Source organism: Streptococcus mitis (assembly GCF_946188685.1).
In the GTDB taxonomy this organism is placed as follows: domain Bacteria; phylum Bacillota; class Bacilli; order Lactobacillales; family Streptococcaceae; genus Streptococcus; species Streptococcus mitis_CC.
This window is the reverse complement of sequence record NZ_CAMHWH010000005.1, coordinates 20000-39735: the sequence shown is the minus strand read 5'-3', so window position 1 is coordinate 39735 and position 19736 is coordinate 20000. Positions and strand designations below refer to the sequence as shown.

General features: G+C 35.8%; 17 protein-coding genes. All 17 read right to left on the bottom strand.

The window, feature by feature from the left end; translation table 11 throughout:
- Nucleotides 1-21 precede the first annotated feature (21 nt).
- Nucleotides 22-390 carry a hypothetical protein gene (locus N8N51_RS05965; protein ID WP_023943875.1) on the bottom strand — a complete coding sequence of 123 codons (369 nt, stop codon included), beginning with the start codon at nt 388-390 and terminating at the stop codon, nt 22-24.
- A 95-nt stretch (nt 391-485) separates the two neighbouring features.
- Nucleotides 486-1196: an MgtC/SapB family protein gene (locus tag N8N51_RS05960; RefSeq protein ID WP_001149045.1), complete on the bottom strand. Its 711-nt coding sequence runs from the start codon at nt 1194-1196 to the stop codon at nt 486-488.
- Between the two features lie 2 nt (nt 1197-1198).
- Complete coding sequence (locus tag N8N51_RS05955) at nt 1199-2890, bottom strand: ABC transporter permease (RefSeq protein ID WP_001216191.1); 1692 nt, start codon at nt 2888-2890, stop codon at nt 1199-1201.
- Between the two features lie 11 nt (nt 2891-2901).
- Nucleotides 2902-3912: an ABC transporter ATP-binding protein gene (locus N8N51_RS05950; RefSeq protein WP_000589137.1), complete on the bottom strand. Its 1011-nt coding sequence runs from the start codon at nt 3910-3912 to the stop codon at nt 2902-2904.
- Nucleotides 3913-4014: 102 nt separating this feature from the next.
- Nucleotides 4015-5082, bottom strand: a complete 1068-nt coding sequence (locus N8N51_RS05945) for an extracellular solute-binding protein (RefSeq protein WP_000738380.1) — start codon at nt 5080-5082, stop codon at nt 4015-4017.
- Between the two features lie 24 nt (nt 5083-5106).
- Nucleotides 5107-5766, bottom strand: coding sequence for a DUF1868 domain-containing protein (locus N8N51_RS05940; RefSeq protein ID WP_000793811.1), 660 nt, complete (start codon nt 5764-5766; stop codon nt 5107-5109).
- A 182-nt stretch (nt 5767-5948) separates the two neighbouring features.
- The gene (galE, locus tag N8N51_RS05935) at nt 5949-6959 is read right to left on the bottom strand and encodes a UDP-glucose 4-epimerase GalE (RefSeq protein ID WP_061743800.1); all 1011 of its coding nucleotides are present in this window, start codon (nt 6957-6959) and stop codon (nt 5949-5951) included.
- A gap of 12 nt (nt 6960-6971) precedes the next feature.
- Complete coding sequence (galT, locus tag N8N51_RS05930; RefSeq protein ID WP_000848808.1) at nt 6972-8447, bottom strand: UDP-glucose--hexose-1-phosphate uridylyltransferase; 1476 nt, start codon at nt 8445-8447, stop codon at nt 6972-6974.
- 12 nt (nt 8448-8459) lie between these two features.
- Nucleotides 8460-9101, bottom strand: coding sequence for a phosphate signaling complex PhoU family protein (locus tag N8N51_RS05925; RefSeq protein WP_000945328.1), 642 nt, complete (start codon nt 9099-9101; stop codon nt 8460-8462).
- Between the two features lie 57 nt (nt 9102-9158).
- Nucleotides 9159-9905 carry a protein phosphatase 2C domain-containing protein gene (locus N8N51_RS05920; RefSeq protein WP_000239018.1) on the bottom strand — a complete coding sequence of 249 codons (747 nt, stop codon included), beginning with the start codon at nt 9903-9905 and terminating at the stop codon, nt 9159-9161.
- Complete coding sequence (locus tag N8N51_RS05915) at nt 9889-11997, bottom strand: glycosyl hydrolase family 28-related protein (RefSeq protein ID WP_000834743.1); 2109 nt, start codon at nt 11995-11997, stop codon at nt 9889-9891. Before N8N51_RS05915 ends, N8N51_RS05920 begins: the two co-directional genes overlap by 17 nt.
- Nucleotides 11998-12918: 921 nt before the next feature.
- A complete protein-coding gene (locus tag N8N51_RS05910; protein ID WP_261103784.1) occupies nt 12919-14145 on the bottom strand; it encodes a DegT/DnrJ/EryC1/StrS family aminotransferase in 1227 nt (408 codons plus the stop codon).
- A 42-nt stretch (nt 14146-14187) separates the two neighbouring features.
- Nucleotides 14188-14880 (bottom strand): sugar transferase, encoded by a 693-nt coding sequence (locus N8N51_RS05905; protein WP_261103782.1) that lies wholly within the window; start codon nt 14878-14880, stop codon nt 14188-14190.
- A gap of 184 nt (nt 14881-15064) precedes the next feature.
- On the bottom strand, nt 15065-16807 hold the full coding sequence (locus tag N8N51_RS05900; RefSeq protein WP_261103781.1) for an ABC transporter ATP-binding protein: 1743 nt from the start codon (nt 16805-16807) through the stop codon (nt 15065-15067).
- Nucleotides 16797-18542 (bottom strand): ABC transporter ATP-binding protein, encoded by a 1746-nt coding sequence (locus N8N51_RS05895; protein ID WP_261103780.1) that lies wholly within the window; start codon nt 18540-18542, stop codon nt 16797-16799. The genes N8N51_RS05900 and N8N51_RS05895 overlap by 11 nt, the downstream gene beginning before the upstream one ends.
- Nucleotides 18543-18596: 54 nt before the next feature.
- Nucleotides 18597-19232, bottom strand: coding sequence for a DUF421 domain-containing protein (locus N8N51_RS05890; protein ID WP_000174451.1), 636 nt, complete (start codon nt 19230-19232; stop codon nt 18597-18599).
- Entirely contained in the window at nt 19229-19684 is a 456-nt protein-coding gene (locus N8N51_RS05885) for a DUF3290 family protein (RefSeq protein ID WP_203180129.1), read from the bottom strand. The genes N8N51_RS05890 and N8N51_RS05885 overlap by 4 nt, the downstream gene beginning before the upstream one ends.
- Nucleotides 19685-19736 lie beyond the last annotated feature (52 nt).

The following is a 19736-nucleotide window of genomic DNA, read 5'->3' as shown; positions in this document are numbered from 1 at the left end:
CACAAATTCACAAAATTAATTTTACAAATATTCTTCCCCTTCAAAAAAGTTTAAATTGCAATTCACACCTTTATTTTTAAGAATGTTTCCAACTTCACGACAAATAAATTCATATGAGAAAAAACTACCATAAAATTGTAGATTAACTTTTTCAGTAAAAATTGTTGGATTTATAAAAATATATAATAGCCTGTCAATGTAACATTCTAACATAGACTTAATTTTTTCTTTAAAAATAACATTTGTTATCAACTCATCAGGAGGTAAATGAAAGGGAAACACCATTTCACAAATATCATAAAAAGAAATAAATTTGTATACTTGTATCAAACAATTATTATCAAAATATTCTATTTTACCTAAATCAAAATAGATTTTAAAATCTTTCATAAAAACCTCTGAGCAAAAATCTACTCAAAAATTAGATGATTAAAACATCTAAAAAACAAAAGGACAAAAACATCTGTCCCTTTGTTTACTAAATTTCAGCTAATTTCTTCGACATAAATAACACCTACAATATTAGCAATTTCTTCCATCAAACGAAGATGTTCAAATCTTCCTGATAGTTCTAGAGTAATAAATGATGCTATTTTTTTTTCTGGAACATCAAAATATTCAATTCTTTCTGAATTAACATCTCCAAATGCAGTTCTAGAATCAGTCATTCTAATGCCATTCTCAGCACAGTATACTAGTACCCGATTATATGCCTCTGTAGATCTAACAACGATATACAATTCGATTATCTTTGAACGACTTTGAAGATATTTTTTTAAAGGTTGGAACATAGTTATAACACTCCAAACAGAAATTGCTCCTAGTACGGCTCCTTCATAAAAACCAACACCTATAGCTAGACCGATTCCAGCTGAAGCCCATATTCCGGCTGCAGTTGTTAAACCAGTTATTTTCTTTTTATCTGTAATAAGTATTGTTCCAGCCCCAAGAAAACCAACACCTGATATAACTTGCGCACCTAAGCGTGTAGGATCTCCTGTACCAAATTTATAAGATACATACTCATTAGTCATCATAATTAAACATGCAGCCAGACAAACAATACTATGTGTACGAATACCTGCTGGTTGAGATTTACTTCCTCTCTCTAAACCAATTACTCCACCAATAACTAATGAAAGTACAATTCTTAATACAATTTCGATATATGATAGTCCTAAGCTTGTTGCCTGCATTATTATTTCCTTTTTCTACTAGCTGGTCTCTGAGTAAAGTATAATACAGAACCAGAAATTATCATTAATACAATAGTATAAACGAACACAAGTGCTTGAGCATTTGAAGTTGCTGTTTCATCACCTGCTGAACGAATAGTTATACCCAGCGGTTGAGCTAATGGATGGTAAAGAAATACAGATAAGTCGAAGTCAGTTAATAAAGAGTTAAAGTTTAAAGCAATAACAGAGAGAACAACCGGTAAAATAAATGGAATGATAACCTTCATCATAGTATAAAAAGGTGAAGCACCCATACTTCTTGCTGCATCTTCCATCTCATCATCAACACTAAATAAAATAGCACGTACCATTCTATAAGAAAATGGGATTTTTACAACTATATATGCAATAAGTAGAATTACCAAACTACCTACCAAAATCTGATTCAAGACAAGAAATTGTGGCTGATTAAAAGTAAATAATAAACTTACTGCTAAAAGTGTACTTGGTAGTAACCAAGGAAGTAGAGCACCATATTCAAATAAGAAATCAAAGCGAGATTTATGTTTTCTGACAACTCGAGCAAATACAACTGCGAGAATTGTTGCTGTTGTCGCAGCGATAATAGAATAAATAAAGCTGACCAAGAATGGAGAGAATGCCGCACTATTACTAAAGAATAAGCGATAATTTTCTAAAGTAAAGTTTGATAATGTTAAGTTACCTGTTTGAATTGCAACTGGATCTGTAAATGAGTATAATACTATAAAAATTAGTGGAAGCATGAAAACTGTGAACAATCCATATGCTACAATGTGAGCAATGATATTCCAAGGCTTAGATGCAATTTTTTGTTTTTTAAGAGGCGCTTTAGTCTTAGAGATAGAAATATAATTTCCACCTTTTTCTATCTTATTCATGATAGTAAGCAAAATTGTAGTTGCAATACCTAAAATAATTGCAAGTAAGGCAGCTAAATCACGAGAATTCCCCATCCCTGCAAATGTAATAATCATTGGATTTATAGTTTGAAATCCTTTACCACCAACAATCATGGGTGCTGCTACTGCAGATAAACCACTAAGAAAAACCATAATAGTAAGTGCAAATAGAGTTGGAATTAAGGTTGGTAACACTACTTTTCGGAAAACAGTAAATGGTTTTGCTCCCATATTTCGTGCAGCCTCAATAGTGTGATAGTCAACGCTTCGAATTGTATTTGTTAAAAACAATGTATGATTAGCAGTTCCTGAAAATGTCATAATGAATAAGACTGCACCATACCCAATAAACCAGTTAGGGTCTAAAGAAGGGATAACATTTTGTAAAAATTTTGTTATCAATCCATAAGGACCATAGACAAATTTATATCCAGTCGCTAAAACCACTCCTCCATAAATTAAAGAGGTCATATAGCCTAATTTTAAAATTTTAGCACCTTTAATATCAAAGTACTCTGTAAATAGAACACAAAGAATACCTACGACATTAACTGTAATAATGAGTGAAAATGCTAACTTAAAACTGTTCATAATACTCTGAAGTGCCCTCTCAGATTTTAGAACACGATGTACAGCTTCAAGGGAAAATTCTCCTCCTTTTACAAATACATTCACTACTAGATCAAAGTTTGGATAAATAATAAATGTTACTAGGAACCAGATTAACCCTAAACGAATAAGCCAATCTTTTAAATTTAATTTATGACGCATACTGCACCTCCTTAAAATTGCAGAACGTCTGATGGTGTGATAAATAAGTCCACACTTTCTCCGACAGATCTAATAGCAGCCTGACTATCAATACTTGTTACATTAAGAATCTGACTTTCAGAAACTTTTATTGTATAGTGAATTGTAACTCCAGAAAACTCAACATCAATAATTGTTCCTTTTAGAATGAAATCTTGTTCAGTTTCACGATTGAATCGAACTTTCTCTAATCGAATGTATCCTTTTTTATCTTCTAAGAAAACGCTTGCATTTTTCAGTAATACTTCGTGGACTGTTTCATCGGTCAAAACATTAATATCGCCAATAAAATCACATACAAATTCAGTTTGAGAATTATGATAAATCTCTACAGGTGTACCGACCTGTTCGATGTATCCATTGTTAAAGACTGCAATTCTATCAGATAAAGTTAAGGCTTCCTCTTGGTCATGAGTAACATATAAAGTAGTAATACCTAACTCTTTTTGAAGTCTTTTCAACTCTTTTCTCAAATCTACACGTAATTTTGCGTCAAGGTTTGACAATGGTTCATCTAGACAAAGAATTTTAGGTTCAAGAACCAGAGCACGAGCCAATGCTACCCTTTGTTGTTGACCCCCAGATAATTCTGATACATTACGCTGTAACTGTTGATCAGAGATCTTAATTTTTGCTGCTACTGCTGATACTTTAGCTTTAATAACATCTGGAGCTACCTTCTTAACTTTTAAACCAAATGCAATATTATCAAAAACAGTCATAGTTGGAAATAGCGCATAAGATTGAAATACAATACCAATTCCACGCTTTTCAGGTTCCAAATGAGTGACATCTGTTCCATTAACTTCAATACTTCCTGATGATGGATCTAGAAAACCTACCAATGCTCTCAAAGTAGTTGATTTACCACATCCTGAAGGCCCAAGAAATGTAAAAAATTCCCCTTCATGTATATCTAAATTCAGATTATCAATTGCAACAAAATCACCATATTTAATTTGAATATTATCAAATTTAATCATCTCACTAACTCCCTCTATTACTAAACCAAAAGCCTCTCTTTATTTCTTCCATAAATTTAGAAATAATAGAGAGACTTGGACATAAAAATTAACTCTTATTTCTTATTGTACGTATTCTAATTCAGCTTTTTCTACCCATTCATCCAAATGCTTTCCAACAGCTTCCCAGTCAATATTTTGTGGTTTCACTTGATCCACAAATTTTTTCGTATCTTCAGGTAACTCTGTTAGCGCATCTTTATTTGCAGGAATAGATCCAAAGTTCTTACTATATTCTACTTGAATTTCTGTTTGACCAAACCAATCAATAAATTCTTTAGCTAACGCTTGTTTTTTACTAGTGCTTAAAACCATAGTTTGTTCAGTTACAAATGGTACACCAATCTCAGGAGTCATAACTTTGAAAACAACATTTTGTTCTTTTTGTCCAACTAATGCACCAGAACCCCACATCATTCCATATTGTATTGGATCTTCTTTGTCTAACATCTTAACAATTGAACTTTCTCCCTTTTGAAGAGTGTATGCATTTTTCAGATATTCTTTTGCTGCTTCCCAACCTTTTTCAGAAACACCTAATTCACCTTTATCATCAAGGTATCGAACTAAGATACTTGCTAGAATTGCCCGTCCTGTTCCACCTGAGAGCCCAGAAATTGAATATTTACCTTTATACTTACTACCTAATTCAGTCCAATCTTTAGGCATTTCTTTTACATCAGGCGCTCCAATTAAAACTAATGGTTGAACAATCACAGGATTATAATAATTATCTTTATCTGATAAAGATTGATCAATTTTATCTAACCATTTAGGCTTGTACTGTACTAGTAATTTTTGATCTCTAATTTTATTTGAATCAACAGCACCAATTCCAAATACCATATCTGCAACTGCATTATTCTTCTCGGCAATAACACGGTCTGCTAATTGAGCGCCAGGGATATCAACCATTTTTATATTAAAACCAGCTTCTTTTGCTTTAGCAGTTAACCAATCACCACGACCATTTGAGACTGAGTTCGAATAGATTACTAATTCTTGACTTTTATCAGCTTTTTCTTCAGATGAAGAAGCAGTCGTAGAATTTGAACCTCCAGAGCAAGCAGCAAGTGTAGTAAGAGCAACTCCCGTTGCAAGTACAGTAGACCAAACTTTCATTTTTTTCATGATAAGTTCTCCTTTTTTATTATTTTATTTAAATTTTTCATGATATGGAACAAATTGTCTCATATCTTCAAATACAGTATAGTCAATACGGTTTACAGTAATAGTTGGAATCTTCTCTAATAAAATTTCAGTTAATTCTGCTCTGACTTTAGTAAACTCTTCTTCCTCCTCTTCGGTTAGAGGAATCCGAAGATACCCAATTGAAATATGGAATTGATATCTATCATGATTAGGGAAACGAACACCTGCTTTTTCTGAGACATAAGTACGAATTTCTTCTAATCTCTTTGCAGAAGCTTCATCTGCAGGTTCAACTAGTATGTTTTGTTTTCCCATTTCAGTTACACGCATATGAATTTCTTCATCCAACAATGGAAAAATTTCAAGTTGTTTAGCAAAGTAATCATGTATTTCCTGTAAAGGTGTATCTAGAGGAAGATTACTGCTCCAAAACTCCGTTTCACGATTTTCATGGCACAACAATTCAATTACAGTCATGTGAATAGAATTCCTTGGAGTTAAAGTAAACTTATCGATAAATGGTAATTCTCTATAACGTGATTGAATAATATCAACAACTTCCATCAAATCTTGTTTAGTATAAAGATTTGCTACAACTGTATTCCCAGGGAAATGATTAAATTCCCCATTCTCTTTGAACTTAATTTTTGTTAAGTTTTTCATATAAAGACCTTCTTTTTTATATTTGACATCGGTGTCATCATGTTTACATTATACAATGAAACCGTTTCCTTTGTCAAGCGCTTTCAAAAATTTTTTAAAAAATTTTATCTTTCATTAAATATGAATTTCATTAAAAGGTTAAGTAATTTTTCCAAAATACAGCACTCATATAGACAGTATCATCAATTATAGCCATTGGGATTTTTTGATTGCCAATTCCATGTATCTCTACACATGTCTTCAATCGATTTTGTTGTCCTCCAATTTAATTCCTTATATGCTTTGTCTGCATTTGCATAACAAGTTGCAACGTCTCCTGAACGTCTTGGAACTATTTTATAAGGAATAGGGACCTTATTAACACTTTCAAATGTATTTACAAGTTGTAATACACTAGTGCCTTCTCCCGAGCCTAGGTTATAGATATAAACATCTGTTTTTTCAGATACTTTTTCTAAAGCTTTTATATGTCCTATTGCTAAATCTACTACATGGATATAATCACGCACACCAGTACCATCAAGCGTATCATAATCATTTCCGAACACACTTAGCTCTGACAGCTTACCTACCGCTACTTGTGCAATATAAGGCATCAAGTTGTTAGGAATTCCTGAGGGATCTTCCCCAATCAAACCAGACTCATGAGCACCAATTGGATTGAAATAACGAAGCAACGCAATACTCCATTCTGAATCTGCCACATGAACATCTTTTAAAATTTGTTCAAGCATCACTTTCGTATACCCATAAGGATTTGTCGCACTTGTTTCCATCGTCTCAATTAGGGGTGACTGATTGTTAATTCCATATACAGTCGCACTTGAAGAAAAGACAATCTTTTTAACATTAAATTCTGACATCACTTCAACAAGTGCTAATGTACTCATAATATTATTTTTGTAGTACATCACAGGCTTTTGCACGGATTCTCCGACAGCTTTATAACCTGCAAAATGAATTGCAGCATCAATCGATTCTTTTTCAAATACCTTTCTCAATGCTTGTTTATCACAAACATCTAATTCGTAAAACACGGGACGTATTCCTGTAATTGCTTCAATACGGTCTAGCACCAAGATGCTAGAGTTCGAAAGGTTGTCGACAATGATGACTTCCTTTCCTAAATTTAGTAATTCTACTACGGTATGGCTACCAATATAACCAGCTCCGCCTGTTACCAATATTGCCATTTGGGTTTCCTCCTAATTAATTCCAACCGACTTAACAAATCTCATAAACGCTTCATGCCCAGACGGTGTATTCTTATAAACTCCTGCATCTTCCAGAACTCTCGCAAACACTTGTCCTACTTCGTGTTGAACTACGCTATTAACCTCTTCTTTATTAATGCGAGGATATTTTTCTTTCAATTGGTCGGCCCATTCTAAATGATAATCCGCAATTGCGTTATCCTCTCCTAAAAGATATTTTCCAACTTCTTCTAACTCTGGTTTCAAACGAGGTGGTAATATCGCAAGTCCCATCACTTCGATTAACCCGATATTTTCCTTTTTAATATGTTGTACATCTTGATGAGGATGGAAAACACCATCTGGGTATTGTTCAGTAGTATGATTATCTCTTAGAACAATATCTAATTCATATCTCCCGTCCACTTTACGAGCAATAGGAGTCACCGTATGGTGTGGGACATCTTCAGTCATAGCAATGATGTCTACTTCTAAATCTGAATATTCCCTCCACTTATTTAGAATTTTATTAGCTAAATCTAACAATCGATTTTTATTTTCACTTTGTAACCTAATTACTGACATTGGCCATTTTACAATACCAGCATTAACATCCTCAAAGTCTTTAAAACGAAATTCACTCTCAAATTTTGCTTTTTCCATTGGGAAAATATGTTTCCCTCCCTGGTAGTGGTTATGACTAAGAATGGAGCCTCCTGAGATAGGAAGATCAGAATTTGAACCAGCAAAATATCCTGGCAAAATATCAACAATCTCCAATAATTGTTCAAATGTTTTAGAGGTAATAGCCATTGGTACATGTTGACTATTTAAAAATATCGCATGCTCATTAAAATATGAGTAGGGAGAATACTGGAATCCCCATACTTCGTCACCAAGTTTCAACCGAATAATTCTATGATTCGAACGTGCTGGATAATTTATTCGCCCCTGATATCCTTCATTTTCCATACATAGTAAACATTTGGGATAATTAGTTGCTTTTACTAATTTTTCAGCAGCAATTGTTTTTGGATCTTTTTCGGGTTTTGACAAATTTATCGTAATCTCTAGCTCTCCGTATTTAGTTGATGATCGAAACTCAATATTCTTAGCAATAGCAGAAGTTTTAATATAATCACTATCTTTACTTAACTTATAAAACTCTTCAACTGCTTCTTGAGGTGATATATCATATGAACTCCAAAAAATATCATTTAATCGACTAGGTAAAGGAACTATGAAATTCATTAACTCTGCTCCTAAACATTCCTTTTCCTCGATTAAATCTTTAATTTTACCGTTTTTTAAGGCGATTTCCACTAAGTAATCTTTTATTTGTTTCAGGTCATTTTCATCGGAAATGCGATCAGTTCCCTCCTCACCTATTAACGCTAGTACTCTATTTTTCACATATATTTTGTCAATTTCATTATACATTCCGTATTCAATTACTCTATCAACAAAATTATCAATAATTGTTTTCATATATTTTTCTTTCTAATTTATGTTCCCATATTTTCTATACATTATCCATTTATAAATTGATTGCGTAGTATGAGCAATTTTATCAAGGTGATGAATAATATCTAAAGCACCAATTACTTCAGAAACATTCCCATCATCTTCAAATATGTAATTCATTATTTTATTTTCAATATTTGTACTAAGCTCTTCTATCTCATTCTGTTTTTGTATAACAACCATATCTAAACATCCAGATTGTTCCTCTCTATAACAAGATATAGCCCTATTCATATGCAGTCCGATAACTTCATGAAGTATTTTTATTTCTGAAATAATTTTCTTCAAAATTTCATTATTTTGAATAATCTGTAGATTTTTTAAAATTTCAACAATTCTATCCCCAATACGTTCAATGTCAGTTGATATTTTTATTACACTAATAATTCTTCTTAAGTCATATGAAACGGGATGTTGTAAACAAATTAACTCATATCCTTTTTTATCAACATTTAGAACTGACTCATTTATGATTAAATCTTCTTTAATCAATTCTATTCGTTCTTCATTTGATAAATATTCAAATAACTTCTCATATTTATCAAGCACAGATACCCAAATGGTCTCTAAATTATTTGATAATTCTATAATTTCATTTTCTAAATATAACCTTAACATTTAGGTACCTCTTCTTAACAAAGTTCAATAGTAACAATTAATATTTTAAACAATATATCAAACATCAATAACTACAATACTTGCATCATCTTTCTTTCCATAGATTGGATCAATAGCAGAAGAATTAAATCTCATCTTAATTAACTCTTCAAAAGTTTTATTTTGATTATTTTGATAGAATTCATAAAAGCCATCGCTCATTAAAACAATTTGTTCACTAGTAACATCTATTTGATTAATAATAGCATGGTCTAAAAATCTCTCATCCAACGAACCTATCCAGTACCCACTCGGTTGATTAGATAATTTTCTGATTTTTTGTAAAATAATTTTTTTATTTAAAACACTATTTGTACCAATTGAGTCTTTTATCTCATTTTTCCCTTTTTCAAATAAGTTATCTACTCTATGATCAGTTATTTCCATTTCGTTTACTAACATGACGCAGTCACCTAGCATCATATACTCCAACTTTTTTTCTGAAAGTTTAGCAAATATAAAAGCAAATGTTGGTAAGCGATAATACTCTGTTAATTCATATGAGTTTAAACCGATTTCATCTTTAACCTCTAGTAAAGCAGTTTCAAATATTTGTTTAAGAGTTTTTGATTCTTTACAATTAACCGACAAACTTTCTGATAAAATATGTACAACTTCTGAGACTGAATAACCTATCTCCTCTTTAGAATTATATAAATCTGTAGCTCCATCAATAATCCAAAAATACTGATTTTGTGAACCTACAGCATCCTCATTTTCTACGGAACTTCCTTGTATCGAACAAATTTTATTTATCTTTACCATAATACTTCAACCCTTTTAGTGTCAAAAGTAAACCAATTCCTGTCACTGTTAAGAATAGTTCCATAATCTTGTTCGAACCAGTCTTTGGTAATTTTTGTTTTACCTCTACTATTTCTTTAGATTTATTAATATGATTTTCAGTTTCTCTGCCATCTCCAACTTTTTTATGGTTCACTTCTTCTATCTTATTATCTTGTTTATTGTCGATCTTGTCATTAATTTGTCTATTATCTTTACTTGAGTTAAACTCTCCTTTCTTCTGGTTACTATCAATTACATTATTTGAATTAGATTGTTTTTCATGCACATATGAACTTGTTTTAAATTTTTCCTCTTTGTTTTTTTCTTTTTCGTTTTTATCACTTAAGTTATTTGTTACAATTTTGTAAAGCCCATTCTCCGTTACAATATTGAAATTACCATCGCTATCACGTATAACTGGTTCTTTCCCATTTGCATTAGATTTGATGAATGATATATACTTACCGGATAAATTATAAAATTGGTTATTTAAAACGGTTATTTTACCCTTTGAATCCTCAATAACAATTCCTTCTTTACCGCCGAATATACTATTCTCTGAGACTACTAAATTATCACTAACTCGTAATAATTCAATATTTGGTTGTTCTGTTTCCTTAGAATTATTATTAATTACATTTTTTGTTACAGTAATATCTGATACTTTTCCTAAATATTCTGCACTATCTTTTGCTACTCTAATAGCCTTTGTTTTAGGATCAGAAATATAAAATGTATTTTCAGTAATAACGACTTTCTTATTTAAATCAAGTTCATCTTTTACATTTTTATAACTAAAAGCATTTATTAAGGCTGCACCATTTTCTCTATAATGTACACTTTCTCCTTTTACTTTCTTATCAAATCTATTTCCTTTAATTAAAATATCAGTGAATCCTGTAAAACGTACACCAGAATACATCATGTTATCAAAATGATTATTTAAAATTTTAATATTAGAGGGGTTCTGTGTCGACAATGTTTGATAGTGTGTACCAATTGCTGTTACTAATTCTCCAGATTTATCACTTTTACCAAAATATGAATTTTGAATAGTAACATTTTCAGATTTTTTCCCATCATCATTCAAAGCATAAGGAAAACCTTTTCTAGTCAATGGTTCAATCTGAATACTCTCCTTACTTATAATTTGCCCATCTTTCATAGTTTTAGGTAAAGCTTGACCAAGAAAACGAGAATTATCGACTAATACATTTTTCGAACCTGCAATTTGAATAGCATGCCCTTGATAACTATCCTTGAATGTTACGTTTTTTATAGTTACGTTATTTGAATTCCCAATAGCAAATGCACCTGAAGAATTTATAAGTGGTAGATTTTTTGCTTTAGTTCCTTCTTCATTCAAAGCACCGTTCATATCAATAGTACCACCAGAATAACTAATATCTTCTGTTGGGCCCCATTCTACTTGCGCACCATCATCCGTAAATAAACCTGTCATAAAAACAATAGAAGGGTGATTCTTAATATTTATACCATTTAGAATTGTAGCTTTCTCATTCAATTCTAAGTGTGTATGACTTTTTAAAAAAACAATTTCTTTTACTAAATAAGTTCCTTCAGGAAAATATACATTTCCTCCGCCTAGTCCTTTAGCTGCAGCATCTATTGTATCTTGAATTGCTTGACGATCATCATTAACCCCGTCACCTATTGCTCCATAATCTTTAACATTCAAAGCTACGTGTTCGTTCAGATTAGTACTTAAAATAGTATTCACTTCCATCCCAGAGATGTTACCAATCATAGTATCATTTGTTATATCAGGTTTATTTTGATTAATACTCACTCCTCCATTATTATCAGTACTTAAACTTGAATTGTTATCAAGACTGAGAGTATCAGAATGGGGTTCCGCAGATAATGATGTAGATGTGCTACTCAACAAAGAGTTCATTTGCATATTATCTTTAGACGAAGAAGTTTCACCAACTACTTCATTAGCTAAAACACTTTGTGTTCCAATAAATAAAACCGCTAAGAGAACTGAGCAAACTCCCACCTTAGACTTACGAATAGAGAAAACCTCATTTTGTTGAAAAGATTTCATATTAGCCTCCAATTAAAAATATTATGTCCTAATTTAATATTCATATAAATTCCATACCAGAAAATGACACCGCTGTCATTTTCTTTATAATATATTTTTAAATCAAAATTGTCAAGGAATAACACAATAAAATATCAAAATTGTGAAAGCGTGACCATTTATATATCTAACCATACTTCTAATAATTCTTTAACCTTCCATTCAAAAGTGATTACTATCTTTCTTAGCTTGAACATAAAAATATCCTATTCACTGTATTTAAAGCATGTTGATATCTCGTAAAATACTAATTTATAAATACAAGAACAAATATCTTGTCATGCAAGCATTCACCAGGTATATTTACATGAATATCGTTCATATAGCGTATTGAAATCAAAACAATACAATATATTTCTTAAATAGATTTTCTATAAAAGCTAGATTCAAGCTCTATAAAAATAGACGCAGTTCTTCTAAAATACTGGAATAGGACATATAGATCATTGTAGACACGTGTTTTATAGATTATTTCAAAAGAATGACTAGAACATGAAAAATAGTCTCAAAACTTTGAACAATATTCTGAAAACAAAAAAGAAAGACGCGAGTTTCCACAACCTCATTCGTGGAAACTCGCGTCTTTCAAAAAATAGGGTGAATTGAAAACTAGAACAAGACACTACATTTTCTAAATGATGCCTAATAAAAATTCTAAATGCTACACCAAATTGCTCACATCTCATTTCAAACCATACAGTATATTGAAACTATAAGAGTACACCTTTGCTTCTAAAATATTGCTAGAAATTAATTTGACTATCCTGATTAATTTGTCCTGTTTTTATTTCATTTTACTATAGGACTTTCAATTGAAAACAACAGTTTCACACTCAATTAGACTTTTTAGAAACAGAATCACTATTACTTGACTGTAGTTTGTCATTTTTTTGATGAAGTTAGCACTTTTTCAGAAACTGTTTTGAAAGTCTCAATGATATAGTCCACTTCTTCATCGCTTAATTTAGTGTGAAGAGGGAGCGTAATTTCATTTTCAAAGAAGGCATAAGCCTTAGGATAATTCGCCATATCAAAGCCAAGATTCTTATAGGCTGTCAAGAGCGGAAGCGGTTTGTAGTGGACGTTACTTGCAATTCCTGCTTTGGCCAATTCTTGGATAATAAGATTGCGTTCTTCTAAGCTTGCTCCGTCTACATGGGTGATGTAGAGGTGGCGTGAAGATTCGACAGTATCAGTCTTGTGTGCCAAAGGATGGATGCGAGAACCTGCAAAACCACGATCATAGCGGTCCACGATGTCCTTACGACGTTCTAGCAAACTTGGGTAACGGCCCAATTGTACCAAACCAAGGGAAGCCATGATATCGGTCATATTGCACTTGTAGGCTGGTGTGACGATATCGTATTCCCATGAGCCCAATTGCATCTTAGCTAAAGCATCCTTAGTTTGTCCGTGAAGGGAAAGAATTTGGAATTCCTTGTACATCTCTTCGTCGTCAATCGCTGGATTAGATTTCCAAGTGGCACTTCCACCCTCTGCAGTTGTAAAGTTCTTAACCGCATGGAATGAGAAGGAAGTAAAGTCAGCGATAGAACCAGCTGGTTGACCCTTGTAATTTGATCCCAAAGCGTGGGCACTATCAGAGACAATCACAATACGGTTAAAGGCCTGTTGCCACTTGCTTGAAGCGGTAAAGAGGTCACGTTTTTTCTCCACGACTTGGAACAAACGGTCATAGTCGCAAACAATCCCTGCAAGTTCTACTGGGATGATCACCTTGGTCTTTTCAGTAATGGCTTGCTCAAGCAAGTCATAGTCCATCTCAAACGTATCTGCTTGGATATCCACCATGACAGGGGTCGCCCCTACGTGAGTGATAACACTACATGAAGCTGTATAGGTCATGGCTGGAACGATGACTTCATCACCAGGTCCTACTTCCAAAACACGCAAAATTAACTCCAGAGCGGCTGTCGCAGAGTTGAGACAGACAGTCTTAGGCGTCTGTGTGTATTGAGACAAGCGACGCTCTAGTTCTTTTGTCTTAGGACCTGTTGTAATCCAACCAGAACGCAGGGTATCCGCTACTTCAGCAATTTCTGCTTCCGTAATATCGGGTGGTGAAAATGGAATATTGTAATTTGGCATTGATTTGCTCCTTTTATCTGTACTCATTTTCTCATGACTACTTTATTTTAGCACTTCAAACACGGTTTGAAACATGATTTTGATGTCTCCAAGGAAACTAAACTCTCGGAGATAGGCGAGGTTATAGCGCATCTTTTCAGGAAGAACATTCTCCACATAGGCCTGGTCAACCGACAAACCTTTCTCCGTCATTTGACTAATAATGGTGTCCTCATCCTTGTAGTTGATGCTAGCTGGAGAGGTAATTCCTGCTGGCAGGAGCAAGGTCGCCATCATTTCAGGGCTATACTGTTCTGTATAACGTGGCACTTCAGGTCGTGTACCGACAAAGGACATTTCGCCTTTAAGAACATTGACCAACTGAGGCAGTTCGTCCAAACGCACACGGCGGATGAAATTCCCAACCTTGGTAATGCGGCTATCGTTAGCAGAAGTCACCAGACTACCTTTTTTATCCGCATCCGTCACCATTGTACGGAACTTCCAAATCTTGAAAGGTCGGTTGTACTGGGTCACGCGCTCTTGCTTGTAAATAACTGGCCCCTTGCTATCCAACTTGATCCAAATGCTCAAGATTAGAAAGATAGGAGAGGTCAGAACCAGTAAGACCAAGGCCAGAACCCAGTCCAAACAACGCTTAAAAATCAGCGAACCCTTCCTTTTAGAGACAAGCTGGTAGTAAGACTCAACCTCGCTTGATTTCATTTCTACGGGCAAGTCTTCCCATTTCAGCATGCTGTTTCTCCTTTGTTTTTATTATACTATTTGTCAACATTTTTCATTATACCACAAAATGGAAAAGGCGGTGAAAGAAATCTGTAATTTGAAGGATTTCCTTCTTACACTCAATGAAAATCAAAGTACAGCTTTGAGGTTGCAGATAAAGCTGACATGGATTTGAAGAGATTTTCAAAGAGTATTAGGCCATGGCCCCTGCCTGCAAGCTATACATCTTGTGGTAGGTTCCACCCAGCGCCAAGAGTTCCTCATGCGTTCCACTCTCAATAATTCGCCCCTTGTCCAAAACATAGATGCAGTTGGCGTCTTGGATGGTAGAAAGGCGATGAGCGATGGCAATGGTTGTCCGTCCCTGTCTCATCTTAGCCAGTGAAGCTTGAACCAAACTTTCTGTTTCAGAGTCAATATTGGCTGTCGCTTCATCCAAAATCAGGATTTTAGGCTGACTGGCGACTGTTCTAGCAAAGGCAAGAAGCTGGCGCTGACCAGTAGAGAAGCTTGAACCACGCTCGGAAACAGGTGCATCATATCCCTGAGGAAGCTCCTGAATAAAGGAATCTGCATCCACGAAGGCTGCCGCAGCCTGGACCTGCTCATCACTGATTTCTTGGTACATGGCGATATTGGACTTAATAGTCCCATGATAGAGGAAGGGATCCTGCAAGACCAGACCAATGTTTTTTCTCAGCTCTTCCTGACTGTAGTTCCTGATATCCACATCATCCAAGAGAACTCGCCCTGACTGGAATTCATAAAAGCGCATAAGGACATTGATAATAGACGATTTCCCAGAACCTGTATGACCCACAAAAGCAATGGTTTCACCCTTATTAACAGAGAAAGAAATGTCATCCAAAATCGGATGTTTTCCATCATAAGAGAAACATACATGTTCAAAACGGATATTGCCTTCTTTGATCTCGGCCTGTCCATTTTCTTGAAGGGGCTCATAGGTCCTCTCATCAATCAAAGCAAAAACACGACCTGCAGAAACCATAGAAGTTTGAAGGGTTGAAAAGTTTTGCGTTACTTCAATCAAGGGGTCAAAAAGGCGGTTGATGTACTGGATAAAGGCATACATGGTCCCTGCTGTTATTCCCAGATAAAGCCCACGGTAGCCAAAGTAAGCCATCAAGACAGCATATCCTAGAAGTTTCAGCAAACTCATGGCAGGTCTCAAAAAGAGGGCATCCAAGGCTACAGAACGGTTGGCATAGACCAAGTGTTCTTGGTTGATCTCATCAAATTCTGCCTGCAGGCGCTTCTCTTGATTAAAGGCCTGGATTATCCTGATTCCCTCAATATTCTCTGCCAGCTTACTATTGATATCTGACAAGAGACTTCTGGTTTTCTCGATAATCTTGACTGATTTTTTCCGATAGAGATTGACCAAAAGGAAAATCAAGGGGAGAAAGAGCAAGACTAAAGCTGTCAAACGAAAATCCAGCACCAACATGGTATACAGAGTTGTCAGAAAGATGAAAACTGCTGAGATAAAGCTGGATAAAATCCCAGAAAACATATCACTAATGGTCTCGGTGTCATTGGTCAAACGAGAGACGATGGAACCTGCTGGCGTCTTATCAAAGTAAGACATACCCAGTTTTTCCATATTGGCAAAGGCATCCCGACGAATATCCCTAACAATACTGTAGGACACCCGCGCAAAGAGAAGATTGCCAACATACTGAACTAGAGTTTGCAGGATATAAAGACCATAGTAGGCCAGCAAAACGGTCACAGCTAGTTGGTTGAGATTGCTCAGATACTGGTCGATAAAGTGGGAAGCCACAAGGGGAATGACACTTTTAATGACCGTCGTCGCTAGGAGAAAACTGAGTGCCAAAAAAGTCAGGAGTCCATAAGGCTTGAGATAAGACATCAAGCGCTTCAATACAGTCCATTGTTCTTGTTTATTCTGCATCTTCTTCTCCTTTCATTTCCAGCTGCTGAGACTGGTAGGTTTGAGCATACCAGCCATCCAAAGCTAGCAAGTCTTCGTGCCTGCCTCGTTCGATGATTTGGCCATTTTGCAGGACTAAAATCAAATCTGCATGGACAACTGCACTGAGGCGATGAGCCGTGATAATGGTTGTCTTGTCCTGACGCGTTTCCTTAAGATTGTCAATAATAGCATACTCTGTCTTGGCATCCACGGCTGACAAGGAATCATCTAAAATCAAAATATCAGGGTCTAAAATCATCGCCCGACTCATGGCCAGACGCTGCTTTTGACCACCAGAAAGACTGACTCCCTTTTCACCAATCAACGTATCAAATCCCTGAGGCATGGCTACAATGTCTTGGTAAACTTGGGCTAGCTTAGTCGCTTCCTCGACCGCTGAAAGGGGCAAGTTAGGATTGCCAAAGCGGATATTATCTAAAATCGAAGTCGCAAAGAGGAACTGGTCCTGAGGGACGTAGCCCATGAGACTGCGAAGGTCTGTCAGACGATAGTCACGAATATTATGACCGTTTAGGTAAATGCCTCCCTTATCCACATCGTATTCACGCAAGAGGAGTTTGATCAAGGAAGTTTTCCCAGATCCTGTTTGCCCAACCAAGCCCAATGTTTGCCCTTTTTCCAAACTAAAGTGAACATTTGTCAGTGTTTCCTCATTTTCAAAGGCAAAGCTGTCAATGGCGTACTCCAAGCATCCATTTTCAATACCATCTAATGGAAACTCTGGGTCTTGTACAGGTGATTCCTGAGACAAAAGTTCCTCAATCCGTTGGTAAGAAACCTTCCCTCGCTGGGTAATATTAAAGAGGAAACCGATGGCCATAAGAGGCCAGACCAACATATCCAAGTAGCTGATGAAGGTGACCAGATTCCCAACCGTGATTTGCCCTTTCTGAACCATCAAGGAGCCGACCAAAAGCGTTAAAACATAGGATGAACCAACAAATAAGAGAACCATGGGATCAAAGAGACTATCGTATTTCATGGTTTGCAGGTTCTTTTGGAAGGTCAATTCATTGACTGCCTGAAAGGACTTGAGCTCGTTCGTCTGGTACCCGAAAGACTTGGTCACTTTAATACTTGATACGGACTCCTGCACCTTGTTATTGAGTTCGGAAAAGGCAGCTTGGGATTCGCCAAAGGCCTTATAGGTCTTTCTCCCTAGACGACTGGTCGCATAAGCCATGAAAGGTAAGGGTAAAATGGCAACTAGGGTCATTTGCCACGAAATGCTAAAGAGCATGGTTAGCAAGGTCACTAAAGCTGTGATGGAGGCATCCACCGCAGACATAACACCGCCGCCTGCCAGACGGGTTAAGGCATTGATATCATTTGTAGCGTGTGCCATCAGGTCTCCCGTTCGATAGGTCTGATAAAAGGCTGGAGACATTTTTGTGAAATGCTCAAATAAGCGAGACCGCATAATCTGCCCCAAACGGTAGGAGGTTCCGAGGATATACATACGCCAAACATAGCGTAGATAGTACATCCCAAAGGCAGCAAGAAGCAAGTAAAATAGGTCAAGAAGGAGGTCCTGCTGGGTTAATTGCCCCGATGTGATGGCATCAATGACCCGCCCCATGACCATAGGTGGAATGAGATTGAGGACGGAAACCAAGACCAGAGCCACAATCCCGACTAAATAACGGCGTTTTTCTAACTTGAAAAACCACCAAAGTTTTTGAATAATGGACATAACATCCCTTTCTGATTGCAAATAGAAACCTGAGGCCAAGACCCCAGGTTTTTCTTATTCATAGGTTACAACTGTGACGGCACCCTTGTCATACTCAGCGATAAAGATATTGGCCACATTGTCATGTCCTTGTTTGCTTAGATTATCAAGCAGCCACTCTTCGCTACGGCCAATCGATTCCAAAACATCGACTTGGATCACACCGTCAGTCACAACTGGATACTTAGGATTTTCATCCCCCATTTGGACCACGATGAGTTGGCCATTTTGCTCCTGCACAGCGCATTTGACCTGTTTCATCTGGAAAATCCCTTGGCTACGAAGTTTGAGAGCAACTTCTGCTGCAGACAAACCAACTGAACGACAGGCTTCTGGGTCAATCTGCCCATTTTTGATAAGGAGAGTTGGTTTTCCATCAATCAAGCGTTTGACAAAACGAACATTGTTATTGAGCCACTTTAGGGTCAAGACCAAAATCGTCCACATCATCAAAATCACTGCATACTGGAGAATGCTGATAGAACTATTGTAAATCACCCCACCGATGATACCACCAAGAACATAGTTCTGAATTTGGTCTGTCGCAGAGTTAGGTGCTAGGTTCCCCTTTCCTGTCACATTGATAACAAAAACAAGCGAGAAGAGCCCCAAGGCCAGTTTGATTAAAATTTCCATATAATTGAGTGTCATTTGTTTACCTCCACCAATTCAATAGCGTCTGTTTGATGCAATTCTAATTTCTCTAAAAGATACTTGTCTGGTTGGCTCCCGTTCATGGCGCGGTAGAAATTTGGACCTACCTTGACAAGCGCTCCATCAGTGGCTGCAGAAGTATTGACATAAACTTCTGATTTATCCACTCCCAAGTCTTTGGAAACAACCTCTATGAAATGAAGGGAGGTTTGAAATTGGTTGTTTGAGGCTTGATTTGTCTGGTATTTTGAGATTGTCACCAAAAGCATAGCCACCAAAGTCAAGGCCAAAATCATGACCAATTCCCGAAACTTAGTCCCCTTTTTATCACGATAAGCCTTAAAAGCAAAAAATCCTGTGATAGCTAGGAGCACAACCCCAAAGCCAATCATGATTCCATTTTGCTGACTGATTTGACTAAGGACATAGTCATATGAGTAAAATTTCATTTATTTTCACTCCCTTTCATAAAATCATTCTTTATTATAAACGAAAGAGGGT